At 62.8% G+C, this 25,646-nt stretch carries 24 protein-coding genes, 1 tRNA gene and 1 pseudogene; 13 read left to right on the top strand and 13 right to left on the bottom strand.

Features of this window, described 5'->3' with window-relative positions; translation table 11 throughout:
* Positions 1-49 precede the first annotated feature (49 nt).
* The 5 genes from DXK50_RS05215 to DXK50_RS05195 all read left to right on the top strand — a co-directional run bounded on the left by DXK50_RS05215 (position 50) and on the right by DXK50_RS05195 (position 4,675).
* Positions 50-1,525 (top strand): flavin-containing monooxygenase, encoded by a 1,476-nt coding sequence (locus DXK50_RS05215; RefSeq protein ID WP_212629596.1) that lies wholly within the window; start codon positions 50-52, stop codon positions 1,523-1,525.
* Positions 1,509-2,438, top strand: a complete 930-nt coding sequence (locus DXK50_RS05210; protein WP_212629595.1) for an alpha/beta hydrolase — start codon at positions 1,509-1,511, stop codon at positions 2,436-2,438. The genes DXK50_RS05215 and DXK50_RS05210 overlap by 17 nt, the downstream gene beginning before the upstream one ends.
* Positions 2,438-3,196, top strand: coding sequence for an SDR family oxidoreductase (locus DXK50_RS05205; RefSeq protein WP_212629594.1), 759 nt, complete (start codon positions 2,438-2,440; stop codon positions 3,194-3,196). Before DXK50_RS05210 ends, DXK50_RS05205 begins: the two co-directional genes overlap by 1 nt.
* A 304-nt stretch (positions 3,197-3,500) precedes the next feature.
* On the top strand, positions 3,501-3,845 hold the full coding sequence (locus tag DXK50_RS05200; protein ID WP_024307795.1) for a ribonuclease E inhibitor RraB: 345 nt from the start codon (positions 3,501-3,503) through the stop codon (positions 3,843-3,845).
* A gap of 122 nt (positions 3,846-3,967) precedes the next feature.
* The gene (locus tag DXK50_RS05195) at positions 3,968-4,675 is read left to right on the top strand and encodes a type 1 glutamine amidotransferase (protein WP_212629593.1); all 708 of its coding nucleotides are present in this window, start codon (positions 3,968-3,970) and stop codon (positions 4,673-4,675) included.
* A 41-nt stretch (positions 4,676-4,716) separates the two neighbouring features.
* Here the strand turns inward: DXK50_RS05195 and DXK50_RS05190 are convergent, their stop codons facing one another.
* From DXK50_RS05190 to acnA, 8 genes and pseudogenes are all read right to left on the bottom strand, one after another.
* Entirely contained in the window at positions 4,717-5,253 is a 537-nt protein-coding gene (locus DXK50_RS05190; RefSeq protein ID WP_212629592.1) for a DinB family protein, read from the bottom strand.
* A gap of 25 nt (positions 5,254-5,278) precedes the next feature.
* A complete protein-coding gene (locus DXK50_RS05185) occupies positions 5,279-5,839 on the bottom strand; it encodes a GNAT family N-acetyltransferase (protein ID WP_212629591.1) in 561 nt (186 codons plus the stop codon).
* Positions 5,840-5,864: 25 nt separating this feature from the next.
* Complete coding sequence (locus DXK50_RS05180; RefSeq protein WP_212629590.1) at positions 5,865-6,566, bottom strand: SDR family oxidoreductase; 702 nt, start codon at positions 6,564-6,566, stop codon at positions 5,865-5,867.
* Between the two features lie 253 nt (positions 6,567-6,819).
* Entirely contained in the window at positions 6,820-7,182 is a 363-nt protein-coding gene (locus tag DXK50_RS05175; protein WP_212629589.1) for a VOC family protein, read from the bottom strand.
* A 31-nt stretch (positions 7,183-7,213) separates the two neighbouring features.
* Positions 7,214-7,423, bottom strand: a pseudogene (locus DXK50_RS05170) (helix-hairpin-helix domain-containing protein); the annotation flags it as partial.
* A 547-nt stretch (positions 7,424-7,970) separates the two neighbouring features.
* Entirely contained in the window at positions 7,971-8,402 is a 432-nt protein-coding gene (locus tag DXK50_RS05165; protein WP_212629588.1) for a hypothetical protein, read from the bottom strand.
* 295 nt (positions 8,403-8,697) lie between these two features.
* Complete coding sequence (locus DXK50_RS05160) at positions 8,698-10,263, bottom strand: methyl-accepting chemotaxis protein (protein WP_212629587.1); 1,566 nt, start codon at positions 10,261-10,263, stop codon at positions 8,698-8,700.
* A gap of 182 nt (positions 10,264-10,445) precedes the next feature.
* Complete coding sequence (acnA, locus tag DXK50_RS05155; protein WP_212629586.1) at positions 10,446-13,187, bottom strand: aconitate hydratase AcnA; 2,742 nt, start codon at positions 13,185-13,187, stop codon at positions 10,446-10,448.
* Between the two features lie 255 nt (positions 13,188-13,442).
* Between acnA and rlmM the strand changes: the two genes are divergently transcribed.
* Positions 13,443-14,498 carry a 23S rRNA (cytidine(2498)-2'-O)-methyltransferase RlmM gene (gene rlmM, locus DXK50_RS05150; protein WP_161865630.1) on the top strand — a complete coding sequence of 352 codons (1,056 nt, stop codon included), beginning with the start codon at positions 13,443-13,445 and terminating at the stop codon, positions 14,496-14,498.
* 213 nt (positions 14,499-14,711) lie between these two features.
* Positions 14,712-14,963: a sulfurtransferase TusA gene (tusA, locus tag DXK50_RS05145; protein ID WP_003460892.1), complete on the top strand. Its 252-nt coding sequence runs from the start codon at positions 14,712-14,714 to the stop codon at positions 14,961-14,963.
* A gap of 85 nt (positions 14,964-15,048) precedes the next feature.
* Here tusA and DXK50_RS05140 read toward each other — a convergent pair whose 3' ends face one another.
* Positions 15,049-16,107, bottom strand: coding sequence for a DUF3080 domain-containing protein (locus DXK50_RS05140; protein WP_212629585.1), 1,059 nt, complete (start codon positions 16,105-16,107; stop codon positions 15,049-15,051).
* A 37-nt stretch (positions 16,108-16,144) separates the two neighbouring features.
* Positions 16,145-17,518 (bottom strand): MATE family efflux transporter, encoded by a 1,374-nt coding sequence (locus DXK50_RS05135; protein ID WP_212629584.1) that lies wholly within the window; start codon positions 17,516-17,518, stop codon positions 16,145-16,147.
* Positions 17,519-17,668: 150 nt separating this feature from the next.
* Between DXK50_RS05135 and pdxB the strand changes: the two genes are divergently transcribed.
* The 3 genes from pdxB to DXK50_RS05120 all read left to right on the top strand — a co-directional run bounded on the left by pdxB (position 17,669) and on the right by DXK50_RS05120 (position 20,002).
* Entirely contained in the window at positions 17,669-18,799 is a 1,131-nt protein-coding gene (gene pdxB, locus DXK50_RS05130; RefSeq protein WP_212629583.1) for a 4-phosphoerythronate dehydrogenase PdxB, read from the top strand.
* A 262-nt stretch (positions 18,800-19,061) separates the two neighbouring features.
* Entirely contained in the window at positions 19,062-19,547 is a 486-nt protein-coding gene (locus DXK50_RS05125) for a glutathione peroxidase (RefSeq protein WP_024307809.1), read from the top strand.
* Positions 19,544-20,002: a MarR family winged helix-turn-helix transcriptional regulator gene (locus DXK50_RS05120; RefSeq protein ID WP_161865634.1), complete on the top strand. Its 459-nt coding sequence runs from the start codon at positions 19,544-19,546 to the stop codon at positions 20,000-20,002. Before DXK50_RS05125 ends, DXK50_RS05120 begins: the two co-directional genes overlap by 4 nt.
* Here DXK50_RS05120 and DXK50_RS05115 read toward each other — a convergent pair.
* A complete protein-coding gene (locus DXK50_RS05115) occupies positions 19,992-22,313 on the bottom strand; it encodes a response regulator (RefSeq protein WP_212629582.1) in 2,322 nt (773 codons plus the stop codon). The genes DXK50_RS05120 and DXK50_RS05115 overlap by 11 nt on opposite strands.
* A gap of 110 nt (positions 22,314-22,423) precedes the next feature.
* Here DXK50_RS05115 and DXK50_RS05110 point away from each other — a divergent pair, with 110 nt between their 5' ends.
* Both DXK50_RS05110 and DXK50_RS05105 read left to right on the top strand, forming a co-directional pair.
* On the top strand, positions 22,424-23,314 hold the full coding sequence (locus DXK50_RS05110) for an ATP-binding protein (protein WP_161865636.1): 891 nt from the start codon (positions 22,424-22,426) through the stop codon (positions 23,312-23,314).
* Positions 23,311-23,793 carry a GAF domain-containing protein gene (locus tag DXK50_RS05105; RefSeq protein ID WP_212629581.1) on the top strand — a complete coding sequence of 161 codons (483 nt, stop codon included), beginning with the start codon at positions 23,311-23,313 and terminating at the stop codon, positions 23,791-23,793. Before DXK50_RS05110 ends, DXK50_RS05105 begins: the two co-directional genes overlap by 4 nt.
* 61 nt (positions 23,794-23,854) lie before the next feature.
* Here the strand turns inward: DXK50_RS05105 and DXK50_RS05100 are convergent, their stop codons facing one another.
* Positions 23,855-24,517: a glutathione S-transferase family protein gene (locus DXK50_RS05100; protein WP_212629580.1), complete on the bottom strand. Its 663-nt coding sequence runs from the start codon at positions 24,515-24,517 to the stop codon at positions 23,855-23,857.
* A gap of 61 nt (positions 24,518-24,578) precedes the next feature.
* A complete protein-coding gene (locus tag DXK50_RS05095) occupies positions 24,579-25,346 on the bottom strand; it encodes a hypothetical protein (RefSeq protein ID WP_349292088.1) in 768 nt (255 codons plus the stop codon).
* 222 nt (positions 25,347-25,568) lie between these two features.
* Here DXK50_RS05095 and DXK50_RS05090 point away from each other — a divergent pair.
* Positions 25,569-25,644: transfer RNA gene (locus DXK50_RS05090), tRNA-Glu, on the top strand.
* Positions 25,645-25,646 lie beyond the last annotated feature (2 nt).

The raw sequence follows: 25,646 nt of genomic DNA, 5'->3' as shown, positions 1-25,646 counted from the left end.
CAGGGCGGGGCAAGTAGCATCAGCTCATCGCCATGCACGGGTCACTACAATGCACAACAACCCCCGTACGAACGCGCCCTGGCGCGTGCTGATCATCGGCAGCGGCTTTGCCGGTGTCGGTCTTGCCATGCAGTTGCGCAAGGCCGGTGAGGACGACTTCCTGTTACTGGAGAAGGCCGGTGAGGTCGGCGGTACCTGGCGCGACAACAGTTACCCGGGCGCCGCCTGCGACGTACCTTCGCACCTGTATTCCTTTTCCTTCGAACCCAAGCACGACTGGTCGCGCAAGTTCGCGCCGCAGGCGGAAATCCATGCCTACATCCTGCAGTGCGTGGAGAATCACCGGCTGCGCCCGCATATCCGCCTGAACAGCGAAGTGCTGGGCGCCGAGTTCGATGCCGCGCGCGGCGTCTGGCGGGTCGAAGTGGCGGGAGGTGAGGTGATCGAAGCGCAGGCGCTGGTCAGTGCCTGCGGCCAGCTCAATCGGCCGGCCTACCCGAAACTGCCCGGCCTGGAGCGCTTCCGGGGAGAGGCCTTTCATTCGGCGCGCTGGCGACATGATCTCGACCTGAGCGGCAAACGCGTGGCGGTGATCGGCACTGGCGCGTCGGCGATCCAGTTCGTGCCGCAGATCCAGCCGAAGGTCGCCAGCCTGAGCCTGTTCCAGCGCTCGGCCGCTTATGTGCTGGCCAAGCCGGATCGCCGTTATCGCCCCTGGGAAATCGCCCTGAAACAGCGTTGGCCCCTGTGGCAGCGCGTCGACCGCCTGCTGCAGTACCTGCATCACGAGGGGCGGGCGGTCGCTTTCATCCGCTTTCCCTGGCTGATGCGCCTGTTCCGCCACAGCTTCACCCGCCATCTGCGGCGACAGATGCCTGACGCCGGCAAGCGTGCCCAGTTGCAGCCGGACTATCCCATGGGCTGCAAGCGCATCCTGATCAGCAACGACTACTTTCCGGCGCTGGCACAGGCCAATGTCGAGATCGTCGACTCGGCGATTCGCGAGGTGCGCGAGCATTCGCTGGTGACGGCCGATGGTCGTGAGCATCCCTGCGATGTGCTGATCTACGGCACAGGCTTCACCGCCACCGATTTCCTCGCGCCGATGCGTATTCGCGGCCTCGATGGTGTGGACCTGAACCAGGCCTGGAAGGACGGTGCCGAGGCTTACAAGGGCATCAGCGTCAGCGGCTTTCCCAATCTGTTCCTGCTCTATGGGCCGAACACCAACCTCGGTCACAACTCCATTCTCTACATGCTGGAGAGCCAGTACGCCTACGTGCTGGGCTGCCTGCGCGCATTGCGCGAGCAGCGGCTGCGCTATCTCGACCTGCGCCCGAGGGTGCAGCGCAGTTACAACGCCGCGCTACAGCAGGCGACTCGTCGAACGATATGGGCACAGGGTTGCGACAGCTGGTACCAGACCGCCACCGGCAAGCACACCAACAACTGGCCGGGTTTCACCTTCACCTATCGCCTCATGACCCGCACTCCGGAGCTTGCCGACTATGACTGCGTCCGCTGATTTCAGAGCCCCAGCCGCCGAGCAGATGCTGCTGCGCCGCCTGTTGCGCGGCTTTCTGCGCCTGTTTTTCCGCGGCCTGGTGCGGCCGCCGATGCCTGTGTCGGGGCAGCGCCGTGTACTGCGTATGCTCACCGCCATCACCCTGACGCCGCGCGGCGTCAGCCGCAGCACCGCGACTCTGGCCGGGCGCCCTTGCGAGTGGCATCGGCCACCTGGCAGCAGCGGCAGCGTGCTGCTCTACCTGCACGGCGGCGCTTTCATGATCGGTGGGCCGGATACGCACCGGGGCATTTGTGCCAGCCTGGCCAAGCGCGGCGCCCTGGACGTCTGCGCGCTGGATTACCGCCTGGCCCCGGAGCATCCCTATCCGGCGGCGCGCGATGACGTGGTGGCGGCTTACCAGGCGTTGCTGCAGTCCGGCTATAGGCCCGAACAGATCGCCATTGGCGGCGACTCGGCGGGCGGCAACCTGAGCCTGGTCGGTTGCCTGCGCATCATCGAGCTCGGCCTGCCGGCGCCTGCCGCACTGGTGTGCTTCTCGCCGGTCACCGACTTCACCGGCGAGCAGATGCACCAGCCGCCGACCGGCGATCCGCTGCTCCACCCACGCTGGATCGAACAGGCTGCGCAGCTGTATTGCCCCGCCGACCTGCCGCGCAACGATCCGGGTGTGTCGCCGCTGTTCGCCGACCTCAGCCTTCTACCGCCGACGTTGATCCAGGTAGGCGAAGACGAGTTGCTGCTGAACGATAGCCTGCGCCTGGCAAAGTGCGCCGAGGCGGCCGGAGTGGATGTGCGTCTGGAGCGCTATCCGGGGCTGTGGCACGTCTTTCAGGCGCATGTCGGCATGTTGCGCGCTGCGGACTACGCCATCGCACGCGTGGTGGCCTTTCTTCGTGAGCGGGGTGTGTGATGAACAACATGCTTATCAGCGGCGCTGCATCAGGGATTGGCGCAGCCACAGCGCGGTTGTTTCACGCACGGGGCTGGCGCGTCGGCTTGCTCGATGTCGATGAAGTGGCGCTGGCCGCATTGGCCGCTGAGCTGGGTGGCGCGTGGCACGCCCCGCTGGATGTGGTCGATGCCGCAGCAGTACAGGCAGCTGTGGCCGAATTCTGCACGCAAGGTGGCGGCCAGTTGCGCCTGCTGTTCAATGGTGCCGGCATCCTGCGTACCGGCGCCTTCGTCGACATCGAACTGGAGCAGCACACGCGCCTGGTACAGATCAATGTGCTCGGCGTGCTCAACCTCTGCCATGCGGCCTTTGCCTACCTCAAGGCTACGCCGGGGGCGCAGGTGATCAACATGGGCTCGGCCTCTGCACTCTACGGCGTACCGCAGCTGGCCAGCTACTCGGCCAGCAAGTTCGCCGTACGCGGGCTGACCGAGGCGCTGGAGCTGGAGTGGCGCGAGCATGGCATTCGCGTCGGCGACCTGATGCCGCCGTTCGTCGATACGCCAATGGTGCGCAGCCAGGCGCAGCGTCCCGCGGTGATGCAGCGTCTGGGCGTACGCCTGGAGGCCGAGCAGATCGCCGAAGCGGCCTGGAAGCAGGCTCACGCTAGCGCCGTGCATCGCCCGGTGGGGCTGCAGTTCGGTGTGCTCTTCAATCTTGGGCAGATCACACCCGGCTGGATCAACAGGCTGTTGATGGCCTGGCTCAGTCGTTAGCCGTTGGCCTGAGCTGGCCAGTTGCCGCTGGTCGCCGGCTTTGTCACAAAGGCTTTCTGCATGACGCGAACCCCTCATTCAGCGACTACTCTTGTGTAGACGGTTTCAGCCTGGCGTTCTGCCGGGCAGTCGTCGATACGCTTGCAGTAGACACATCGAGCACCTGCTCGATTCTCGGGGCGGCGCCGTCCGGGTGTTTCTAAGATCCATTGTTAGAGACGTTCGGCAGGGCCGCGACACCGTCCTTGGGACGGTTGCATTGGGAAAGCGGTTAATCCATCCATAGCCTGAGAGGGGGTCGTTTATGAGCACAGCCTTCCACGAAGACTCCAGCACTTCTGTGCTGCGTCGGATGAAAGAAGGGGGATTCGATTTCGCCCAGTTTCACCCGATCGAGTTCTACGCCATTTTTCCCGACGAAGAACGGGCCAGAATGGCGGCCAGGAACTTTCGCGGCGAGTCGCTCAACGCCCAGATATCCGCCCGCGAGGACGGCGTCTGGCACCTGCAGATCAGCAAAGTGATGTACGCCACCCATGCCGGTATCGGCGAGTTCGAACATGACCTGGAATCCATCGTCGTCCCGCTGGGCGGCAAGATGGATGGCTGGGGCGTTACGCAGGAGGTGAAAGCGTCAGCCATGCGTTAGAGGCGAATGCAGCGGCACTCGCCAGTAAAGACCATCGGCCGGCTGTCCGGCCGGTGGCTTCAACTCTCAGCCCACCTCGACTTGCCAATCCTTCTCGCGCAGACTGCGCGGCGGAGGTGCTCATGGCCGATGTTCTGATCCTGACTCATATCGATTATTGCCCGCCAGCCCATCTGGCGCAGGTGCTACAGGCCCGTGCTTGTAGCTTCGACGTGCTGCGCGTCGACCTGGGTGAACTGCACGGTTACGACCTGGAGCGGCCCAAGGCGGTTGCCGTGATGGGCGGGCCGATGAGCGTCAACGACCCGCTGCCCTGGATAGCCGACGAAGTGGCTGCGCTGCAGCGTTTCATCGCGCGTGACATTCCCATCATCGGGCACTGCTTGGGCGGCCAACTGCTGGCCAAGGCACTAGGTGCCGGCGTGCACCGTATGCCCTATACCGAAGCCGGCTGGCAGATCATCGAACGTCGTGCGCAAGCCGCTGGCAGCCCCTGGCTGGCGTATTTGCCAGAGTCGTTCAGTATCTTCCAGTGGCATGGCGACACCTTCGCCCTGCCAGACGGCGCCCAGCCCCTGCTGAGCAGCCGCTGGTGTGACAACCAGGGGTTCGCCTGGGGCGAGAAGATACTGGCCCTGCAAGGGCATCCGGAAATGACCGAAGAGTTGGTTGAACTGTGGCTCGACGACTGGGCGCACCTGCTCGATGCCAGCCAGCCCAGCCAGCAGAGCGTCGCCGAGATGCGCGAAGGCCTGGACGAGAAGGTCAGCGCGCTGAATCGCGTCGCTGAAGGTTTCTACGTGCACTGGCTGGAGCTGGCGGGGCTTTGAGGCTGGAGAAGGCCAAGGCGCGATAGGCGCTTGGCCAGCGCTCAAAGCTCGTCAGGGATCAACGCCAGCAGGTCGGTTACCCCAACATCCACACCGGCCTGGCTCAACAGTGTCGTCGCCTGGCCTCTGTGATGTGTCTGGTGGTTGAACAGGTGCATCAGCAGGGCGAAGAAGTGCTTCTGTGCTGGCACACCCTTCATGTTGCGGTAGTTCAGTGGCTCATCCAGCTGATTTTCGCTCATCTCGGTGGCCAGGGCTTCGAGGCAGTCGTCCAGGCGCCTGCGCAATAGGGTGAGCGCGCGTATATCCGCTGCCATCGGCTGATCCAGCCGCGTAGGCTTTTCCAGCCCTGCAAGTACCTGCAATGCCTGGAAGTTCGCCGGGTGTTCGGTGTAGCGCTCCAGCCATATACGGTCAGCCACCACCAGATGATTGAGTGTGCCGAGTATCGAGCCAAAGAACGCACCACGCTCGGCAATCAGCGCTTCGTCGGGCAGGGTGGACGCCGCCGTGTAGAGCCGTTCATTCATCCAGCTGTTGTAGCGCGCCATCAGGCGGATATGGTCGATTCTCTGCATGGTTATACCTTTCGCTCACGACTCATCAGTGATCATGTCTGCTGCGCCAATCTTCGCTCAGCAGCCCGTAGAGTGCCGAGTCCGACACCTGTCCATCGATGATCCAGCGTTGGCGCAGCAAGCCTTCCTGGCTGAACCCCAAACGTTCAAGAGCGCGTCCGGAGGCTGTATTGGTTGGGTCGATTTCAGCCTCGACACGATTCAGCTCCAGAGCTTCGAAACCATGGCGCAGTAACTCGCTGGCCGCTTCCTGAACGTAACCCTTGCCCCAGGCGCAAGAGGCAATGCCAAAACCGATCTCCGCACGACGCGACTCCGGCTCATAGTTGAACAGCAGGCATTTGCCGATCAGCTCGGCGCTTTCCCTGTCGACGATAGCCAGGGTCAGGCGTTGGCCATCTCGCATGGCCTGTTGCTCGGCGCGGATGAAGTCCTGCGCCACGACTTTGGAGTTCCAAGGTGGCGTGTTCCAGTACTGCATGACCTGCGGATCGGAAAAGATCGCGAACAGCGCCGCAGCATCCGCTGCTTGCAGAGGGCGCAGGACAAGACGTGGCGTCGTCAGAGTGACGGAAAGATCGGGCATCGGATTTCCTCGCGTGCTCAGGTGTTCAAAAGCGCTCGTCGGCAATGGCCGGTAGCACCAGCTCACGCACGTAACTGGCATCGGACAGGCTTAGCAGCATTCGAACCAGAGCGACGACATCGTGCAGCGGAATTAGCTGACCTTCGCCATTTCGCGCCGCCTGCTCAACCGGTGTTTGCAAGCCATCCTGGGTATTGAGATAGCCCAGTTGCAGGCAGGTAACGGCCAGACGCTGATCGCGAAAACCTTCGCGCAGGGTCTCGGCGATGCCTTTGAGGGCGAACTTGCTGGCGCCGAAGGTGACTTCCGGGCGGCCGCTCTGTGGCAGGGCCGAGGTGGAGCCGGTGAGGATCAATTGCGGTTTGGCGCCGCCGAGCAGGCGCGGTAGCAGGCGTTTGAGCAGCAGCAAGGTCGCGCCGATATTGACGCTGACCATCTCGAGAATCTGCGCGTCATCGTCCTGCAGAAAGCTGTAGTCATCCTCGAACGCGCGAGTTTCCCAGATCCCCAGGTTGTAGATGATCGCGTCCAGGCGCTGCGGAGACTGTGCTTCGATGGCTTCTACTGCCCGCAGCGGATCGCTCATATCCGCTTCGATCCACTGGATATCGGTGGCCAGATCGGCCGGGCGGCTGCGTGAAATCCCGATCAACTCGTGGCCCTCCGACAAATCTTCTACCAATGCACGGCCGAGACCTCGGCTCGCACCGATCACCATGATGCGCATCTTGTACCTCCTTGACTCATGCAGGGATCTTCCATAGCTCCGGCGAGGGCGATGTTCGCCCGAGAGAGGAAAAACTGGGACGTTAATGGCGGAGTTGGCGGCGGGTCAAACGGATATGCCACGCCAGCACTCATTGTGTGAGGGGTTGTCCTCAGCGTCACTCCGGCTTGGGCGGGAGCCCGGAGAGCCGTTCTGGGTTCCCGCCTGTGCGGGAACGACGGTTGCAACAGGGGCTGCGGGTTCCGAGGGCCGACTATTGACCGTCCGGCTCCGACCATACGGCAAACTCGTTGCCACCCGGTTCGACGAAGTGAAAGCGCCTGCCGCCGGGGAAGGAAAAGATCGGTTTGACGATTGCCCCACCGGCAGCTTCGACCTTGGCCAGAGTGTCTTCCAGCTGTGCGCTGTAGAACACGATCAGCGCGCTGCCGTTATCGCTGCGTGCGGACATCTCGGCGCTGAAGAAACCGCCATCCAGGCCTTCGTCGGCGAAGGCGGCGTAATCGGGACCGTAGTCCGTGAATCGCCAGCCGAAAACGGCCTGGAAGAAGGCCTTGGTGGCCGGCAGATCGCGGCTGGGATATTCGACGTAATTGATCTTCTCGTGGGCTGGCATGCCGGGTTCCTTCACAGTGAAAGAGAGGGAGTTACTTACGTGATTTGGCCAGATCGATGGCGGCCTGGATAGCCGCACGTGCTTGCGGGCTGTTTTTCCAGCAGGTGGAGCCCAACTGACCGGCTACTGCGGTGACGATATCGCTGACACTGGCTTCGGCCAGTTCCTGCAAGGAGTTTATGCCGATCTATTCGAGTCGCTGCACGACGGTCGGGCCTACGCCTTTAACGTTTAGAAGGGCGTTGGGAAGGGCATTGGGATTGTTACTAGCCGTTAAGCTAAGTAGCGGGTTTTAGCCCATCTCAGTTAGTGGAGCGAACGGTTTGAACCACTTGCTACGCTTTTTTGAATAGTTTCATTTCTACATATGAAAGCAATAGCGGGGCTGTAATAATAAAAATTATTACCGCCGAAACCGTGTAGTGCATTGCGGTTGATTTGTAAATTGCAAGGCATAAGAAGTATGTCGAAATGATAGGTGCCGCAAAAAATTTCCTTCTTGTGTTTAGATAGAATAGTGCGGTCATTGCAGTTGATATTGCGACAACTGTGATTATGAAGCTGGCTGATCCGTAACTTGGGTCTCTTGCCGCTAATTTGAAACTGATAAATGGGTAGCTTAGTGCAAGCGCCCCAAAAAACAGGCAGGCAATCCAGCTTAGAATGTCTGAGATTTTAAATATAATTTTTATAGCTGTTGAAATCATGGGCTTGCCTGGTGTTTGGTTAAGAGGTGGGCTTTAGCTGGTCCCAGTGAGCGAAGCGAACGGTTTGAACCAGTTGTTATGCTATGCCACTTTTGGTGGGGACTTAACGCTTAGCAGGTACGAAACAATCAAGCCAAATCCGCCGCTAATAAAATATCCGCTAATTAAATATCCTGAAAGTGATTGGGTTGACAGATAGGTTGATGCAGCGCCACTTATACCGAGAGTTAAGCAAAACGCCGTGAGCAGCCAATAAAACCTAAGTTCTTTAATGAATCTGTTTGTTGCTTCTGTGCCAAATATTTTCTTGACTGTCTTGGTGAATAAGTTTTCTTCGGTGTTTTTTCTTTGCAAGAAAGGTGTAAGTGAGAAAAACAGGAATGGGAACAAAATGATAATTGGAGCGAATTTTATAGGTATATCTTGGCCGAAGGTAGAGTAGGGCACACTCAAGCCTTGTGATAGCGCATCTGAAATAAAAAACGCCCAAATTAAGATCGAAAGTATTCTCATGATCACAGTGTTAAAGCATAACTATAAATAGCCACCAAATGGCGCATAACCTGCGGGCGATTTTGGTGGATAACCTTCCTGGCCATTTTCAAGATCCTTCTCCAGCTCGCGGGAGGTAGCGAGGCGATGGGTGTTTGGGAGGTTATACACCATGTCGGATAACCGCTGGCAAGTGGCAGTTACGCGAAAGCGGGGACGGTTGGAAAGGGTGCAGGGAAGATCGTAAGCAAGCTCGCTCCCACATAAGCGGGGCGGGGAGGAGAAGGCGCAGCGGTGAGCCGCTGCGCCTTTTGTTTCAACGGTTGAAGCGTTCGACCAGTGCGTATTGGCCCTGTGCGGTTTTGGTCAGGGCTTCGCTGAGTTTGGCGGTGCTTTGCGCTTCGCCTGCGGTCTGGTCGGCCAGTTGGGCGATGGTGGTGATGTTCTGGTTGATCTCGTCGGCCACGGCGCTTTGTTCTTCCGCCGCCGCAGCGATCTGGTTGGCCATGTCGGCGATGTTGGCGACCGAGTCACTGATGCCGGACAGCGCCTGATCGGCTTTGAGGACGCGTTCGACGCCTTCGTCGGCCTGTTTGCGGCCGATTTCCATGGTCAGTACGGCCTCTTCGGCAGTACGTTGCAGTTTGGCGATCAGGCCGTGAATCTGTTCTGTGGATTCGGCGGTGCGCTGGGCGAGGGAACGAACTTCGTCGGCCACCACGGCGAAGCCGCGGCCCATTTCGCCGGCACGTGCGGCTTCGATGGCGGCGTTGAGAGCGAGCAGGTTGGTCTGATCGGCAATGCCCTTGATCACGTCGACCACACCGCCGATCTCGTTGCTGTCCTGGGCGAGGCGGGTGACGGTTTCCCCGGTATCACCCACCGATTGCGACAGGCGCTGGATGGCTTCGCGGGTTTCCGCGGCGATGGTGCGGCCTTCGCCGGTCAGGCGGTTGGCTTCCTGAGTGGCGATGGCGGTGCGGGCAACGTTGCTGGCCACTTCCAGGGTGGTGGCAGCCATTTCGTTGACTGCCGTGGCGACCTGCTCGGTCTCCTGGCGCTGGCGCTCGAGGCCATCGGAACTGTTGTGCGCCAGCTGGTCGGCTTCACGCGCCTGCTGGGTCAGTTGCTCGGCAGTGTCCTGCAGGCGGGTGAGACAGGTTTTCAGGCGCGCCTCCTGGCTGAGCATGGCCATTTCCAGGCGCGCTTCGGCGCCGCGGCTGTCGGTGTACATCTGCGCGATCAATGGATCGGAAGTGGTTTGCTCGGCCAGTTTCAGCAGGCGCTTGATGCCGCGGGTCTGCCAGGCTATGCCGGCCAGCCCCAGCGGGACGGAGAGCATGGCAGCAAGGATGAAGCCCCAGTTGCTGCCGATCCAGTGACCGATCATGAAGCCGATCTGGCTGACCAGAATGAAGGGCATCCACGCCTGTACGACGGGCAGCCACTGATTGCTGGCAGGAACGGCCGACTTGCCGGCATTGACACGTGCATACAGCGCTTCGGCGCGGCGCACCTGTTCGGCTGTAGGTTTGACGCGGACGGATTCGTAACCGACGACCTGATTGTTCTCGGTCATCGGGGTGACGTAGGCGTTGACCCAGTAGTGGTCGCCATTCTTGCTGCGGTTCTTGACGATACCCATCCACGGGCGACCGCTTTTCAGGGTCGTCCACATGTGGTCGAACACGGCGGACGGCACGTCCGGGTGACGCACGATGTTGTGCGGCGCGCGCATCAGCTCTTCGCGGCTGAAACCACTGATATCGACGAAGGCGTCGTTGCAGTAGGTGATCTGGCCCTTGAGGTCGGTAGTGGATATCAGACGTTGTTGTGCAGGAAAGGTACGCTCACGCTGGGTGACCGGCTGGTTGTTACGCATGGCAGGTATCCGTCGTTGTAATGCCCCTGTCATCGGCCGCCGAGCGGCAAAGTTGAGGGCTGAATCCGTTTTCGCGAGTGTAATCGCTTTGTGACTGGCGTCACATTTTTGTCGCGACGTCGGCCATCCATGGCCCGACGGAGGCTGGCATGCCCTGCTACCGCGATAGCAGGGCGGGTGTATCAGTTGGCGATCATCTGACGGAGCACGTAATGCAGGATGCCCCCTGCCTTGAAGTACTCGACTTCGTTGAGGGTGTCGATGCGGCAGAGCACTTCGACTTCCTCATGCTGGCCGTCTTCACGGGTGATGATCAGCGTCAGCGGCATCTGCGGGCGCAGCTCCACGCCTTCCAGCCCTTCGATGGCCAGCACTTCCTTGCCGGTCAGTTTCAGGCTGTTGCGGTCGGTGCCGGGATTGAACTGCAGCGGCAGCACGCCCATGCCCACCAGGTTGGAGCGGTGGATACGCTCGAAGCTCTCGGCGATCACAGCCTTGACCCCCAGCAGGTTGGTGCCCTTGGCCGCCCAGTCGCGACTGGAGCCGGTGCCGTATTCCTTGCCGGCGATGATCACCAGCGGCGTGCCTTCGGCCTGGTAGCGCATGGCAGCGTCATAGATCGCCAGTTTCTCGCCGCTGGGCACATGCAGGGTGTTGCCGCCTTCTTCGCCGCCGAGCATTTCGTTGCGGATGCGGATATTGGCGAAGGTGCCGCGCATCATCACTTCATGGTTGCCGCGGCGTGAGCCGTAGGAGTTGAAGTCGGCCTTGTCCACGCCATGGTCACGCAGGTAGCGCCCGGCCGGGCTGTCGGCCTTGATGTTGCCGGCCGGCGAGATGTGGTCGGTGGTCACCGAGTCGCCGAGCAGGGCGAGGATGCGTGCCTGGCGGATATCGGTGATGCGTGGCGGGTCGCCGGCGATGTCCTCGAAGAACGGCGGATGCTGGATATAGGTGGAGTCGCCCTGCCAGGCATAGGTGTCGGCCTTGGGCACGTCGATCGCCTGCCACTTTTCGTCGCCGGCGAAGACCTCGGCGTATTCCTTGCGGAACATGGCGGTGTCGACCTGGGCGATGGCCTGGGCAATCTCGTTCTGGCTTGGCCAGATGTCCTTGAGGTACACCGGCTGGCCGTCCTTGCCGGTGCCGAGGGCGTCGCGGGTCAGGTCAATGCGCACGCTGCCGGCCAGGGCATAGGCCACCACCAGGGGCGGCGAGGCCAGCCAGTTGGTTTTCACCAGCGGATGCACGCGGCCCTCGAAGTTGCGGTTGCCGGACAGTACCGAGGCGACGGTCAGGTCGGCCTGGGCGATGGCTTTCTCGATGGGCTCGCGCAGCGGGCCGGAGTTGCCGATGCAGGTGGTGCAGCCGTAGCCCACCAGGTCGAAGCCGAGTTTCTCCAGGTAGGGCGTCAGGCCGGCGGCATTGAAGTACTCGGTGACCACCTTGGACCCGGGTGCCAGCGAGCTTTTCACCCAGGGTTGGCGCTGCAGACCTTTTTCCACCGCCTTCTTGGCCAGCAGGCCGGCGGCCATCATCACGCTGGGGTTGGAGGTGTTGGTGCAGGAGGTGATGGCTGCAATCACCACCGCGCCATCTTTCAGGCGATGGGTATGCCCCTCGTCCTCGTAGTCGATTTCACCGCTCTGCTTGTCGCCCCCCACGGCGGTACCGCCGCCGCCTTCGCTGAGCATACGGCCTTCTTCCTTGGCGCTCGGCTTGAGCTGCAGGCCGACGAAGTCGTCGAAGGCCTGGCCGACCTGGCCCAGCGAGACGCGGTCCTGTGGGCGCTTGGGCCCGGCCAGGCTGGCTTCGACGCTGCCCATGTCCAGGCTCAGGCTGTCGGTGAACAGCGGCTCGTCGCCGGGTTCGCGCCACAGGCCCTGGGCCTTGCTGTAGGCCTCGACCAATTGCACGGTGGCATCCGGACGGCCGGACAGGCGCAGGTAGCCAAGGGTGATTTCATCGACCGGGAAGAAGCCGCAGGTGGCGCCGTACTCGGGGGCCATATTGGCGATGGTGGCACGGTCGGCCAACGGCAGGTCGGCCAGGCCGTCGCCGTAGAACTCGACGAATTTACCCACCACGCCCTTCTTGCGCAGCATCTGGGTGACGGTGAGCACCAGGTCGGTGGCGGTGATGCCTTCCTTGAGTTTGCCGCTGAGCTTGAAGCCGATCACCTCGGGAATCAGCATCGACACCGGCTGGCCGAGCATGGCCGCTTCCGCCTCGATGCCGCCGACGCCCCAGCCGAGCACGCCGAGGCCGTTGATCATGGTGGTGTGCGAGTCGGTGCCGACCAGGGTGTCGGGGAAGGCGAGGGTGGTGCCGTCTTGTTCCTTCGTCCATACGGTGCGCGCCAGGTATTCCAGATTGACCTGGTGGCAGATGCCGGTGCCCGGTGGCACCACGCTGAAGTTGTCAAAGGCGTGCTGACCCCAGCGCAGGAAGGCGTAGCGCTCGCCGTTGCGCTGCATTTCCAGCTCGACGTTGTCGTGGAAGGCGCTGGAGGAGGCGTAGCGGTCGACCATCACCGAGTGGTCGATGACCAGGTCCACCGGCGACAGCGGGTTGATCCGCTGCGGATCGCCACCGGCCTTGGCCATGGCGTCGCGCATGGCGGCCAGGTCGACCACCGCTGGCACGCCGGTGAAGTCCTGCATCAGCACGCGCGCCGGGCGGTACTGGATCTCGCGGTCGGAGGCGCGCTTGTCCAGCCAGTCGACCATGGCTTGCAGATCCTGCGGCTGTACGGTCTTGCCGTCTTCGTTGCGCAGCAGGTTTTCCAGCAGCACCTTGAGCGACTTGGGCAGGCGGTCGATGTTGCCGAGGCGCTGGGTGGCTTCGGGCAGGCTGAAATAGTGGTAGGTGGCGTCGCCGATTTTCAGTTCGCGGCGGCAGTTCAGGCTATCGAGGGAGGGCATTGCACATCTCCTTGGGCCCGCACGGTTCGGGCTGTGTCTGATGGCGGCAGACCTTCAAGCTAGTTCGGCTTGGGCGGTCTGGCTAGCGCATATCCTTTATCGGTTGCTATGCACGGCGCGGAATGGATGGCCGGAATTCATCGAGAAGCGATGATGGCGGTTCCGTATCCGCTGGCAGCGCATATGTAGCTGGACAGGTTTAGCGGCTCGGGGTTCCGGTCTCGGGTATCATGCGCGCCTCGAGGAGACCCTTTGATGAATACCCTGTTTCTGCATTGCCGCCCCGGTTTCGAAGGGGAGGTCTGCGCCGAGATCACCGACCTTGCGGCGCGTCTGGATGTGCCGGGCTACTCCAGGGCCAAGCCCGGCAGCGCCTGCGCAGAGTTCGTCTGCAGCGAGGCGGCTGATAGCGAGCGGCTGATGCGCAGCGTGCGTTTCAATCAGCTGATTTTCCCCCGACAGTGGGCGCGCGGCGCGTTCGTCAGCCTGCCGGAAAGCGATCGTATCAGCGTGTTGCTCGACGCCCTGGCCGACTATCCCGTGTGCGGCAGCCTGTGGCTTGAAGTGGTCGATACCAACGAGGGCAAGGAAGTCTCGACCTTCTGCAAGAAGTTCGAAGCGCCGCTGCGCAAGGCATTGCTCAAGGCCGGCAAGCTGGTGGATGACGCGAAAAAGCCGCGCCTGCTGCTGACCTTCAAGAGCGGCCGCGAGGTGTTCGCCGGTATCGCCGAGGCGGACAACCAGGCGATGTGGCCCATGGGCATTCCGCGTCTGAAGTTCCCGCGCGAGGCGCCGAGCCGTTCCACGCTCAAGCTGGAGGAGGCCTGGCATCATTTCATCCCGCGTGAACAGTGGGATCAGCGCCTGGCGCCGGGCATGACCGCCGTCGACCTGGGCGCGGCCCCCGGTGGCTGGACCTGGCAGCTGGTCAATCGGGAGATTCGCGTGACTGCCGTGGACAACGGGCCGATGGCCGAAAGCCTGATGTATTCCGGCTTCGTCGTGCACCAGCGCGCCGATGGCTTTACCTTCCGCCCGCGCCATCCGGTGCACTGGATGGTCTGCGACATCGTCGAGAAGCCGGCGCGTACGGCGGCGATGATCGAGACCTGGCTGGGCGAAGGGCTTTGTCGCGAGGCGGTGGTCAACCTCAAGCTGCCGATGAAGCAGCGTTACGCCGAAGTGCGGCGCCTGCTCGATCGCATCGAGTCGGGGCTGGCCGAGCGCGGTCTGAAGGTCGGCATCGGCTGCAAGCAGCTGTATCACGATCGTGAGGAAGTGACCTGTCATCTGCGTCGTCACGGCAAATAACGGAGTGAACCGGGCGCGGACATTCGTCCGGCCCGGACTCCCGCGTCGCTTCGGGCTCCACCCGAAGCTGGCGTGCGAACCCTCCATGATTCGCCGGAGCGCAGGCACTTTGCCGCAGTTGGCAGGCATGCGCTGCCCATCCAAGGTTGTGCGCGCGGGGTGACCTGGAGGTCAGCTTTGCGCGACAATGCGCGCCTGCCTGTGGAGCCCCCTATGTCCGAAGCCCTGACCCTCAACCACGATGACCTGCTCGACGCCAGCGGCCTGAATTGTCCGGAGCCGGTGATGATGCTGCACAACAAGGTGCGCGACCTGTCGCCGGGCGGCCTGCTCAAGGTGATCGCCACCGACCCCTCGACCCGCCGTGACATCCCCAAGTTCTGCGTGTTTCTTGGCCATGAACTGCTCGGTCAGGCCGAGGAAGACGGCACCTACCTGTACTGGATTCGCAAGAAGGCCGACTAGACAGTTATCTCGTAGGGCGGGTGCAACCCGCCAAATAGCGGATGTTGTTGGTCGCGATGGCGGGTTACACCCGCCCTACGGTTTGCTAGCTTTCGCTATTCCATCCCGCCTGTCCCGGCGCCAGACCGCAACTGTTCAGTAGCTTCTGCCAGGCCCTGACATGGCGCGCCGTGGCCGCGCGGAAATCCTGCCATAACGAATCCTGCTCGCCAGCCAGCCGCTGCAGATGTTCGCCGGTAGCTGGCGGAATGCCCTCTATACGCTGCAGTTGCAGCAACACCGCCTGCCATTGCTGGCCGCGCTGGTCGACCTGTGCCAGATAAGGCTGCAGGCCGCCGGCGTAGAACTTGATGAAGATGTTCTGCAGGATGCGCCCGCGCGGGGTCGCCTGGCCCAGTGGGCAAAGCGGGCGATTTTGTTGGCGTTGCTCGAGCATTTCGCTGCCGGCGTCGAGCGTGTGGCGCAGGCTGGCCAGGCTGGTGATCAACTGGCTGCCCTGTTCGCTGGCATAGAGGGCGAAGAACAGTGGTTCCAGCTCCCCGGCGCTCGGTGGCAACTGCGCCGGTATACCGGCGCCGATGCTGGCCAGCCGCTGCAATGCGTCCAGTGCCGCGCTGTCTTCCTGACTGTCGACCGGCAAGGCCTGGTCGGTAAAACGCAGGTAGTTCTCGAACTCCGGGCTGCCGTTCAGGGCATTCCAGAACACCGCTGGCAGTTGCTGGCGCTTGTCGCTGGCCAGGCGCTGCAGAGTGGCCTTGAGGCTGGAGTCGTCCTGCAGATGTGGCAGGCAGTCATCGATGGCGCGCAGCAGGTCGCCTTCGTAGCCCAGGCGCTGGCTGGGCATCAGCTGCTTGCCCAGGCTGCTGTTGCGCTGGCTGATCAACTGCTGCAGATGCGGACAGCGCCGCGCATCGATGACCAGATCGAGCAGGCCGATGCGCAGTTCCGGCAACTCCAGCAGGCGCTCGCGGCGTGGCGGTAAACGATATTGGCTGGCGCTGCGGCTGTCGAAAGTGGGGAAGTCGGCCGCATCGAGCGAGCGCTGCAGACGTGCGAGGTAATCGTTCTGCAGGGCCAGGCCGTCGTTGGCCGGGCCGCAGCCAGCGATCAGAAGGAAGCAGAGGAGCAGGGCAGGTCGGATCATCTGCTCAGTCTAGAGAGGATGCCCGACCTATCCAATCTCAACCGGCCCGGCGAATGCGCTTGCGCGCGCTGCGTGCCAGGCGCACGGTGAGCATCGCTGCGGCGCAGGTCAGGCCCACCACCAAACCTTGCCACAGGCCGCTGGGGCCGCTCGGTTCGCCGAACAGGTCGGATAGCCCCAGCGCATAACCCACCGGCAAGCCGATGCCCCAGTAGGCGAACAGGGTCAGCAGCATGGTGATGCGTGTGTCCTGATAGCCGCGCAGGGCGCCGGCTGCCGTCACCTGGATGGCATCGGAGAACTGGAACAGCGCTGCATAGACGATCAGCGTTGCCGCCACGGCGATCACCGTCTTGTCGGGGGTATAGATCTGCGCGATCTGTTCGCGCAGCAGGAACATCAGGCTGGCCGATACGCAGGCGTAGCCCAGCGCCGCTCCCATGCTCACCCCGGCGGCGAAGCGCGCTTCGCGTGGCTGGCCGCGGCCCAGTGCCTGGCCGACGCGCACCGTCGCGGCCATGGCCAGCGAGTAGGGGATCATGAACACCATGGAACTGAAGTTCAGGGCGATCTGGTGCCCGGCGACCACGGTAGCACCGAGGCCGCCGATGAGCAGGGCGATCACCGCGAAGATGCTCGACTCGGCGAATACCGCCACGCCGATCGGCACGCCGATGCTCAGCAGGCGCTTGATGACCGGCCACTGCGGCCAGTCGAAACGGGTGAACAGGGCGCTGGCGCGGTAGTAGGGCGCCCACTTCACCCAGACCAGCATGCCGATCAGCATGAAGCCCATCACCAGTGCGGTGGCCCAGCCGCAGCCGACGCCGCCCATGGCCGGCAGGCCGAACTTGCCGTAGATGAAGATGTAGTTGGCCGGAATGTTCAGCAGCAGGCCGAGAATGCCCAGTACCATGCTTGGGCGGGTGTGACCCAGGCCATCGCTGAAGCAGCGCAGCACGTGATACAGCGCTACCGCTGGAAAGCCGCAGGCCACCGCGCGCAGGTAGCCCATGGCCGGAGCGATCAACGCCGGGTCGACATTCATGATGCGCAGGATGAACTCGGCGTTCCACAGCAGCGTTGCGGCACTGCCGCCTACGGCCAGTGCCAGCCACAGGGCCTGACGCACCAGCGGGCCGATCTCTGCTTCCTCGCCGGCACCGAAGCGCTGCGCCACCTTGGGCGTGGTAGCCAGCAGGATGCCGGTCATCAGCAGGAACACCGGCACCCAGATCGAGTTGCCCAGCGCCACGGCAGCCAGGTCCTGCGGACTGACGCGCCCGGCCATCAAGGTATCGACGAAGCCCATGGCGGTGTGCGCCAGCTGAGCGATGATGATGGGCGTGGCCAGGATGAGCAGGTTGCGCAGTTCCGTGCGCACGCGGCCAAGGCGGGTGTCGGTGGACATTTCGACTCTTCGGGATAACAGGAAACCGCGTAGTTTACGCCTTGACGCAGCGGTCAGGAAAGTGCGGCGTGAGGCTCTGTCCGGCGCTCTGCGGGGCGACGTTGGTGATCACGCTGGCATAGAATGGCGACCTGCCCGATGGAGCCTGCCATGCACATAGTCGCCGACGAAAACATTCCCCTGCTCGATGAATTCTTCGCTGCGTTCGGCAGCATCCACCGCCTGCCTGGGCGCGGCATCACGGCGGCCGATGTGCGCGATGCCGACCTGCTGCTGGTGCGCTCGGTCACTCCCGTGAATCGTGCGCTGCTCGAAGGCAGCCGGGTCCGTTTCGTCGGTACCTGCACCATCGGCACCGATCATCTGGATCTCGATTACTTCGCCGAGACGGGCATCGCCTGGAGCAGCGCGCCGGGCTGCAACGCCCGCGGCGTGGTGGATTACGTGCTGGGCAGCGTGCTGACCCTGGCCGAGCGCGAGGGCGTCGACCCGGCTGCGCGCGTCTATGGCGTGGTCGGGGCGGGGCAGGTCGGTGGGCGTCTGGTCGATCTGCTGCGTGGTCTCGGCTGGCAGGTGCGCGTCTGTGATCCGCCGCGCCAGGCCACCGAGGGCGGCGACTTCGTCAGCCTGGAGCAGATCATCGACGAATGCGATGTGATCAGCCTGCACACGCCGCTGGACGCCTCGACGCGCCATCTGTTCGATGCGACTCGCCTGGCGACGCTGAAGCCGGGAACCTGGCTGATCAATGCCAGCCGCGGTGCGGTGGTGGACAATGCCGCGCTGCGCACGTTACTGCCGCAACGTCCCGACCTGAAAGTGGTGCTGGACGTCTGGGAAGGCGAGCCGCAGGTCGATGTCGAGCTGGCCGCCCTGTGCCAACTGGCCACGCCGCATATCGCCGGTTACAGCCTGGATGGCAAGCTGCGCGGTACCGCGCAGATCTACCAGGCCTGCTGCCGCGTGCTGGGCGTACCTGAGCAGGTGAGCCTGGCCGAGCTGCTGCCAGCGCCCTGGCTCCGCGAGCTGAGCATCGACGGCAACGCCGACCCGGCCTGGGCCCTGGCCAGCCTGTGCCGTGCGGTATACGACCCGCGCCGCGACGATGCGGATTTCCGCCGTAGCCTGGTGGGCGATGCCGATACCCGTCGCGCGGCGTTCGACCGCTTGCGCAAGCACTACCCGATGCGCCGCGAGATCGATGGGCTGACCGTGCGCATTCAGGGGGATTCGTTACCACTGGCCGCATTGGTGCGAGCTCTGGGCGCCACCGTTTCGTAGGGTGGGTTAGCCGCCTGTCACGTCTATCGAACAGTTTGCTCAGTCCGGTGCGGCGTAACCCACCATCGGCGCGCCGCGATAGATCGCCTGCTGGGTCAGGCGCGCTGAGTTCATCTGCGTTTTGGAAATCCGGCAGTCGGCGCCGCTAGCCCCCTACGGATAGCGCGATATCTGCATGCCTTATCTTGCATCAATTAAATTGCATGCAATTTAATTGCTCGCTATTTTGTCCATCACTTTCAGCCCATCAGGACGATTCCCCATGAGCAACGCACTTTTCGATATTCCGGTCACGACCATCAAGGGCGAGCAGAAGACTCTGGCCGACTTCGGCGGCAAGGCCGTGCTGGTGGTCAACACAGCCAGCAAGTGCGGTTTCACCCCGCAGTACAAGGGTCTGGAAAGCGTCTGGCAGCAATACAAGGACAAGGGCCTGGTGGTGCTGGGTTTTCCCTGCAACCAGTTCGGCAAGCAGGAGCCGGGTGACGAGGGCGCCATCTCGGAATTCTGCGAGCTGAACTTCGGCGTCAGTTTCCCGCTGTTCAAGAAGGTCGACGTCAACGGCGCCGACGCCCACCCGCTGTTCGTGCAACTGAAAAAGCGCGCGCCCGGCCTGCTGGGTAGTCAGGGCATCAAGTGGAATTTCACCAAGTTCCTGATCGGCAAGGATGGCCAGGTGGTCAAGCGCTTCGCCCCGACCACCAAGCCGGAAGAACTGAGCAGCGAGATCGAAGCGCTGCTGAAATGACCGCTTTCGATACCGCCACCCTGCAGCTGGACAACCAGCTGTGCTTCAAGCTCTACGCCGCCTCGCGCGCCGTGATCCGTGCCTACAAGCCGATGCTCGATGCCCTGGGCCTGACCTACCCGCAGTACCTCGCGATGCTGGTGCTGTGGGAGTGGCAGGCGCGGGCGCCCGAGCAGCCGACGCTCAAGGCGCTTGGACAACGCCTGCAGTTGGACTCCGGGACCCTGACGCCGCTGCTCAAGCGTCTGGAGCAGATGGGCCTGGTGCAGCGCCGTCGTGCCCAGGCGGACGAGCGAGAGGTGCATCTGGCGCTGAGCGAGACCGGCAGGGCGCTGCAGGCGCAGGTTCTGCCGCTCAAGGCGCAGTTGCTCTGCCAGTTCGGTGATCAGGACCTGCTGGAGATGGAAGGGCTGCGTCGCAGCCTGGATCGCCTGCTGGCGCGGCTCAGCGGGTGACCTCGCTGGGCAGCCAGGTGTCGAGCATGGCTGCCAGTTCTTCACGACGGAAGGGTTTGGCCAGGTAGTCGTTCATCCCGGCGGCGCGGCAGCGTTCGCGCTCGTCGGACAGCGCATTGGCCGTCAGGGCAACGATGGGCAGTTCCGGCCAGCGGCCGTTGCTGCGGATGCGCCGGCTGGCCTCGTAGCCATCCATCACCGGCATGTTGCAGTCCATGAGAATCAGGTCGACGGGCTGTTGCTCCAGTATTTCCAGCGCTTCACCGCCGTGGCCGGCGACCAGTACCTGGTAGCCGAGCTTGGCCAGCATGCCCTTGGCGACCATCTGGTTCACCGGGTTGTCCTCGACCAACAGTACGCGCGCCGAGCTTTCGCGACGAGGTTGCGCCTGGGCGTTGTTACTCGGGTCGGTGTCGTCGCTCTGCAGAATGTGCCGCAGCATCTGCAACAGCCCGTTGCGCGCCAGGGGGCGGGCGATCTGCAACAGGGGCGTGAGACGTTGTGCCTGGTCATGGGGCAGGAAATTGCCGTAGGCCGTGACCAGCAGCACCGGTGTGGTGATCGCCGGGCGAATGCCGAGCAGGCACTCCGGGCAGTCGCTGATCAGCAGATCGGCCTCCACGCCGAGCAGGCTGGCATCGGTGTCCAGACGCTGATAGCTCAGGCCCCAGGAGGGCAGCCATTGGCTGAGCATTTGTTGCAGCCCGCTACTGGCCGGCGTCATGGCGACGATGCGGCCCTGTAGGGAGGGCTGGATGGCGGCTTGCGCATGGGCGCGCAGCGGCAACTCGGCGCAGAACTCGCTGCCGAAGCCTTCCTTCGATTGCAGGGTCAGCCTGCCGTGCATCGCCTGGCAAAGACGCCGTGTCAGCGCCAGGCCCAGCCCGGTGCCGCCGTACTCGCGGGTAATGCCCACCTCGGCCTGGGCGAAGGGCTGGAAGATGCGCGCCTGGGCGTCTTCGGCGATGCCGATGCCGGTATCGCGCACGCGAATGCTGATGCCGTCCGCGCTGCGGGAGACGATCAGGTCGACACGGCCGAAACGGGTGAACTTGAGTGCATTGGACAGCAGGTTGCTGACGATCTGGCGCACCCGCGTCGGATCGCCCAGCACCTGCGCCGGCAGTGCCGGGTCGATCAGGCAGGTCAGCTCCACCGCGCTGGCGGCGTTCTGCGACAGCAGGCTGGCGGTTTCCTCCGCCAGGGCGCCGAGGTCGAAGGGGATTTCTTCCAGCTCCAGCTGGCCGGCTTCGAATTTCGACAGATCGAGGATGTCGTTGAGCAGTTCCACCAGCACCTTGCCGGAGTCGTGGGCGATGCCGAGTTGTTGGCGTTGTTCGGCGCTGAGCGGGCCGTCCAGCGCCAATGCCAGCATGCCCAGCAGACCATTGAGCGGGGTGCGGATCTCGTGGCTCATGTTGGCCAGGAAGGCCGAGCGAGCCTGCGCCATGTTCAGCGCGGTGGTACGCGCGGCCTCCAGTTCGCTGTTGGACTGGCTGAGGCGGGTGTTGGTGGCCTTGAGCTCGGCGGTGCGCGCCGAGACGATGTTTTCCAGCTCGCCGAGGTATTGGGTCAGCCGGTCTTCGGCGTTGCGTCGCTGCTCGATCTCCTGGGCGATGCTCGATAGCTGGCGGTTGGTGACTTCGACCAGTATGCCGATCTCGTCGCGCTCATGGCCCTTGGGGCAAGGTACGGGGCGATGCTGTGGATCCTGCGGGTTGCGTTGGCTGAGTGCGCGAATCACGCCTGTCAGGGGCTTGGTCAGCATGAAATAGAACAGCACCAGCAGGATCAGCGACAGCAGCAGGCTGCGTGCGAAGCCGGTGAGCAGGGTCAGCAGCGAGCGCCGCAGAAAGTGGCTGCCGAAAGCGTAGGTATCGATCTCCAGGCGCAGGAAACCCAGCGGCTCGTGGGGCGCGTGGGAGACGAACAGCGGGTCCTGAAAGGCGCGCTCGGCGCCAAACAGACTGTCGCTCATGAAACGGTAACGGCTCTCGCTACGCGGACGACTGACGCTGGCCAGCACCAGGCCGCTGTTGTCGATCAGCTCGGCGCGGGTTACCGCCGGTGAGCGCAGCAGGCCGAGCACCAGTTCCTGGGCCAGCTCCGCGTCGATGTTGTAGGCGATACGGGCAGCGGGGTTGTGGCTGATTTCCAGCAGCGCTCGAATCTCGCGGTTGATGGAGGCCTCTTCGCTGGCATAATCGATCGCCACCTGGGTGACACTCAGCAGCGTGCCAAGGATAAACGCCACCAGCACGGTCAGGCCGGCCTGTTTGAATGACAGGCGATTGGTGAGCGAAATATCCATAAATGCGTGCGTAGTCTCTGATCCTTGGCGCCTTGCCAAGCATAGCTGATAGCGACCCTGTACCGGCAGAGCCTGCAACGTGCGGCTCTGCGCAAAAGGAGTAGTAGACCGTGGATTCCCGATTGCTGGACTTTCTCGCCCGCGCCGAGCAGGTGCTGGAGCGTCTCGAGCCTTTGCTGCCTGCGCTGCGCCCGCAGGTAGACTGGAACAAGTGCGTGGCGGCACGTTGGGTACGTGATGGCCGCAGTGGCTACCTGATGCCGCTGGAGGTCAGTCTCGACCTGTCATTGAGCGATCTGCTGGGTGTGGACGCCCAGCGCGAGCAACTGGCGCGCAACACGCGGCAGTTCGTCACCGGTCTGCCGGCCAACCATGCCTTGCTCTGGGGTGCCCGCGGTACGGGTAAATCCTCGCTGGTACGCGCACTGCTTGCCGAGCACGCCAGGGCCGGCCTGCGCCTGATCGAGATCGAGCGCGACCACCTGGCCGACCTGCCGCGCGTGGTGGAACTGCTGGCCGGGTTGCCGCAGCGCTTCGTGCTGTTCTGTGACGATCTGTCATTCGAAGCCGGTGAGGGCGACTACCGGGTGCTCAAGAGCGTGCTCGACGGCTCATTGGAGCAGGCGCCGGATAACGTGCTGCTGTATGCGACCTCCAACCGCCGGCACCTGGTGCCCGAGCATCAGAGCGATAACGAGAACTGGAAGAGGGTCGACGGCGAGCTGCATCCCAACGAGGCGGTGGAGGACAAGATCGCGCTGTCCGATCGCTTCGGTCTGTGGTTGTCGTTCTATCCCTTCAGCCAGGAGCACTTCCTGATCGTCGTGCGCCACTGGGTGGATGTGCAGGCGCGCCAGGTCGGGCTCAGCTGGAGCTGGGACGAAGCGCTGGAGAAAGCCGCCATTCGCTGGGCGCTGGGCCGCGGCAACCGCAATGGCCGCTGCGCCTATCAATTCGCCCGCCATTGGGTCGGGCTGCAACTGCTGGAGCAACAGGCATGATCGATCTTTCCCAGGCTGGGGCTGACCTCAACGGTTATCCGCTACTGAGCGCGCAACTGCAGGCGCTGCTGTCCGGTGAGCGCGACTTCATCGCCAATGCCGCGCAGTTCTCCGCCTTCCTGTTTCATGAGCTGGCCGACCTCAACTGGGCTGGCTTCTATCTGGTCAAGGATGGCGAACTGGTGCTCGGTCCGTTCCAGGGCAAGGTGGCCTGTGTGCGCATTCCCTTCGGTCGTGGCGTCTGCGGCGCTGCAGCGGCGACTTTGCAGACGCAGCGAGTCGAAGACGTGCATGCCTTCGCCGGGCACATTGCCTGCGACAGTGCGTCGAACAGCGAGCTGGTGGTCCCGCTGGTGAAGGACGGGCGCCTGATCGGCGTGCTGGATCTGGACAGCCCGTCGGTGGGGCGCTTTACCGAGGCGGATCAGGCCGGCATCGAAGCACTGGCGGAGATCTTTTTGGCCGCCACCGACTGCTGAGTATTGGCGCGGCCCAGCCGGTGGCGATTCGTCGGTCGGGACTCGATCAGGTAGGACGTGCTCAGCGCTTGGCGCCGATCTTCTCCAGAGTGCGCAGTTCGCGTGGCAGGAGTTGCTGCATGGACGCGCCGGCCTTGATGCGCTGAAAGTGTGCGGTCAGGTTTGGCCAGCGTGTAGCGTCCGGTACCTCGCCGCCGTGCTCCATGTTGATCAATTGGGAGGCGAGCGCCAGATCAGCCATCGATAGCTGTTCACCGAGGAAATAGGGTGCATCACCCAGCGTGGCCTCAAGATAGTCGAAGTGACTCGGTAGTTTGTCCTTGAGCGCCTGCTGCACCTTTTCCTCGTCGCACGGCTGGCCCATGGTGGCTTTCAGCACGCGGTTGCGAAATACGGTAAAGGTGCAAAGGGGCGCCAACTCGTAGTCGGCATACTTTTCCAGCCAGCGCACCTTTGCCCGCTGCTGCGCATCTGCGCCGTAGAGGGGCGTGCGCTCGGGGTGCTGTTCTTCAAGGTACTGGCAGATCACGCTGGAGTCCGCCAGCTTGAGGTCGCCGTCACGAAAGGCGGGAATCCGCCCCAGTGGGTTGAGCTCACGGTACCAGTCGGGCTGGCCGAAGGGCATGACCACTTCGAGTTCGTAATCCAGCCCCTTTTCGATCATGCACAGACAGACTTTACGGACGAACGGGGAGAGTGGCGCCCCGTAAACGGTCATGCTCATTGCAGCTCCTAATCCTCTGTCAGCGTGTTCTGAGCGAAGGCCATGGTTGCCATGTGGCCGCTCAGTCGTAGATGTTCTTCTTTTTCCAGCCGTCGTCTTCCAGGTCTTTCAGACCTTCGGTCAACTCGCTCGGTTCTTCCGCTGCGGGTACATTGTTGTTGAGGACCATGGCATTGGCGCGCGCCAATTGCTCCTCGAAGCGTTTGAGTTGCGCCTGGTAGAGCGCAGGTTCGGGTTGTTTGCGCAGGTACTGCACGCCGCGCTCGAAGGCCAGACGCGCCTGACCAGGCTGGTTCTGCTGCATTGCCGTCTGGCCAAGGGTGCTGAAGAACTCGATATGCACCAGCACCAGCATCTGGCGGATTTGCTTGAGCCACTGCTTGCCCTCACTGGCGGGCAGCAGGCCGCCCTGTACCGAGCCGGTGATCAATGCATGGAGGTTTTCCAGGAGAAAGCGTACGTCCTTGGCCTTGGCCTCGTTGACGATGGGCTGTGGAGGGTTCTGCACCGCAATGGATTCACCCTTGGCGATCTCGCTCTTCAGCGTAGCGATATCGTTCTGCAGCGTGGCGTTCTGCTTATCCAGCGGCAGCAGCCGTTCGCTGACCTGAAGCTGCAGCTGGCTCAGCAGCAGCTTCAACTGCGGCGTCATCAACTGGCCGGGCATGCGTTCGGAAATGTCCTGGCAGCGGCGAATGCGGTCGAGCAGGTCGGCGCGCTGGCGGGCTTTCTCCAGCTTGCTGTTCTCGACGGCGTGGTTGATGTAGGCAATCACCATCAACAGGGCGATGCCGCCGACTATCAGCAGGGTTATCACGAGTGCGGACACTGCTTGGGACCTCTCGAGAATCAACTTTTCGACCGAGTGTAGTGGCTTGCTCGCATCGCTCCTAGTGTCATGTCAATTTATGGGCTGAAGTCTTTGATTTTAAAAATTTTTTAGAGAGTGGTTGACGACCTTTAAAAGCCTCCATAGAATGCGCGCCACTTCCAGCGCAAAGCCTGATGCAGAGCGAAGGAAGCCGGAAAGTTGCTTGATGTTCCGGGGTGTGTCCCCTTCGTCTAGTGGCCTAGGACACCGCCCTTTCACGGCGGTAACAGGGGTTCGAGTCCCCTAGGGGACGCCACT

Origin of the sequence: Pseudomonas sp. KB-10 (assembly GCF_018221585.1) — a bacterium.
In the GTDB taxonomy this organism is placed as follows: Bacteria; Pseudomonadota; Gammaproteobacteria; order Pseudomonadales; family Pseudomonadaceae; genus Aquipseudomonas; species Aquipseudomonas yangonensis.
The sequence above is the reverse complement of the archived record's forward strand: the minus strand, read 5'-3'. Positions and strand labels throughout refer to the sequence as shown.

Excerpts from the sequence above, each read along its gene's own strand:
- DXK50_RS05215 (WP_212629596.1), top strand. The coding sequence starts at position 50 with ATGCACAACAACCCCCGTACGAACGCGCCCTGGCGCGTGCTGATCATC.
- DXK50_RS05210 (WP_212629595.1), top strand. The coding sequence starts at position 1,509 with ATGACTGCGTCCGCTGATTTCAGAGCCCCAGCCGCCGAGCAGATGCTG.
- DXK50_RS05205 (WP_212629594.1), top strand. The coding sequence starts at position 2,438 with ATGAACAACATGCTTATCAGCGGCGCTGCATCAGGGATTGGCGCAGCC.
- DXK50_RS05200 (WP_024307795.1), top strand. The coding sequence starts at position 3,501 with ATGAGCACAGCCTTCCACGAAGACTCCAGCACTTCTGTGCTGCGTCGG.
- DXK50_RS05195 (WP_212629593.1), top strand. The coding sequence starts at position 3,968 with ATGGCCGATGTTCTGATCCTGACTCATATCGATTATTGCCCGCCAGCC.
- DXK50_RS05190 (WP_212629592.1), bottom strand. The coding sequence starts at position 5,253 with ATGCAGAGAATCGACCATATCCGCCTGATGGCGCGCTACAACAGCTGG.
- DXK50_RS05185 (WP_212629591.1), bottom strand. The coding sequence starts at position 5,839 with ATGCCCGATCTTTCCGTCACTCTGACGACGCCACGTCTTGTCCTGCGC.
- DXK50_RS05180 (WP_212629590.1), bottom strand. The coding sequence starts at position 6,566 with ATGCGCATCATGGTGATCGGTGCGAGCCGAGGTCTCGGCCGTGCATTG.
- DXK50_RS05175 (WP_212629589.1), bottom strand. The coding sequence starts at position 7,182 with ATGCCAGCCCACGAGAAGATCAATTACGTCGAATATCCCAGCCGCGAT.
- DXK50_RS05165 (WP_212629588.1), bottom strand. The coding sequence starts at position 8,402 with ATGAGAATACTTTCGATCTTAATTTGGGCGTTTTTTATTTCAGATGCG.
- DXK50_RS05160 (WP_212629587.1), bottom strand. The coding sequence starts at position 10,263 with ATGCGTAACAACCAGCCGGTCACCCAGCGTGAGCGTACCTTTCCTGCA.
- acnA (WP_212629586.1), bottom strand. The coding sequence starts at position 13,187 with ATGCCCTCCCTCGATAGCCTGAACTGCCGCCGCGAACTGAAAATCGGC.
- rlmM (WP_161865630.1), top strand. The coding sequence starts at position 13,443 with ATGAATACCCTGTTTCTGCATTGCCGCCCCGGTTTCGAAGGGGAGGTC.
- tusA (WP_003460892.1), top strand. The coding sequence starts at position 14,712 with ATGTCCGAAGCCCTGACCCTCAACCACGATGACCTGCTCGACGCCAGC.
- DXK50_RS05140 (WP_212629585.1), bottom strand. The coding sequence starts at position 16,107 with ATGATCCGACCTGCCCTGCTCCTCTGCTTCCTTCTGATCGCTGGCTGC.
- DXK50_RS05135 (WP_212629584.1), bottom strand. The coding sequence starts at position 17,518 with ATGTCCACCGACACCCGCCTTGGCCGCGTGCGCACGGAACTGCGCAAC.
- pdxB (WP_212629583.1), top strand. The coding sequence starts at position 17,669 with ATGCACATAGTCGCCGACGAAAACATTCCCCTGCTCGATGAATTCTTC.
- DXK50_RS05125 (WP_024307809.1), top strand. The coding sequence starts at position 19,062 with ATGAGCAACGCACTTTTCGATATTCCGGTCACGACCATCAAGGGCGAG.
- DXK50_RS05120 (WP_161865634.1), top strand. The coding sequence starts at position 19,544 with ATGACCGCTTTCGATACCGCCACCCTGCAGCTGGACAACCAGCTGTGC.
- DXK50_RS05115 (WP_212629582.1), bottom strand. The coding sequence starts at position 22,313 with ATGGATATTTCGCTCACCAATCGCCTGTCATTCAAACAGGCCGGCCTG.
- DXK50_RS05105 (WP_212629581.1), top strand. The coding sequence starts at position 23,311 with ATGATCGATCTTTCCCAGGCTGGGGCTGACCTCAACGGTTATCCGCTA.
- DXK50_RS05100 (WP_212629580.1), bottom strand. The coding sequence starts at position 24,517 with ATGAGCATGACCGTTTACGGGGCGCCACTCTCCCCGTTCGTCCGTAAA.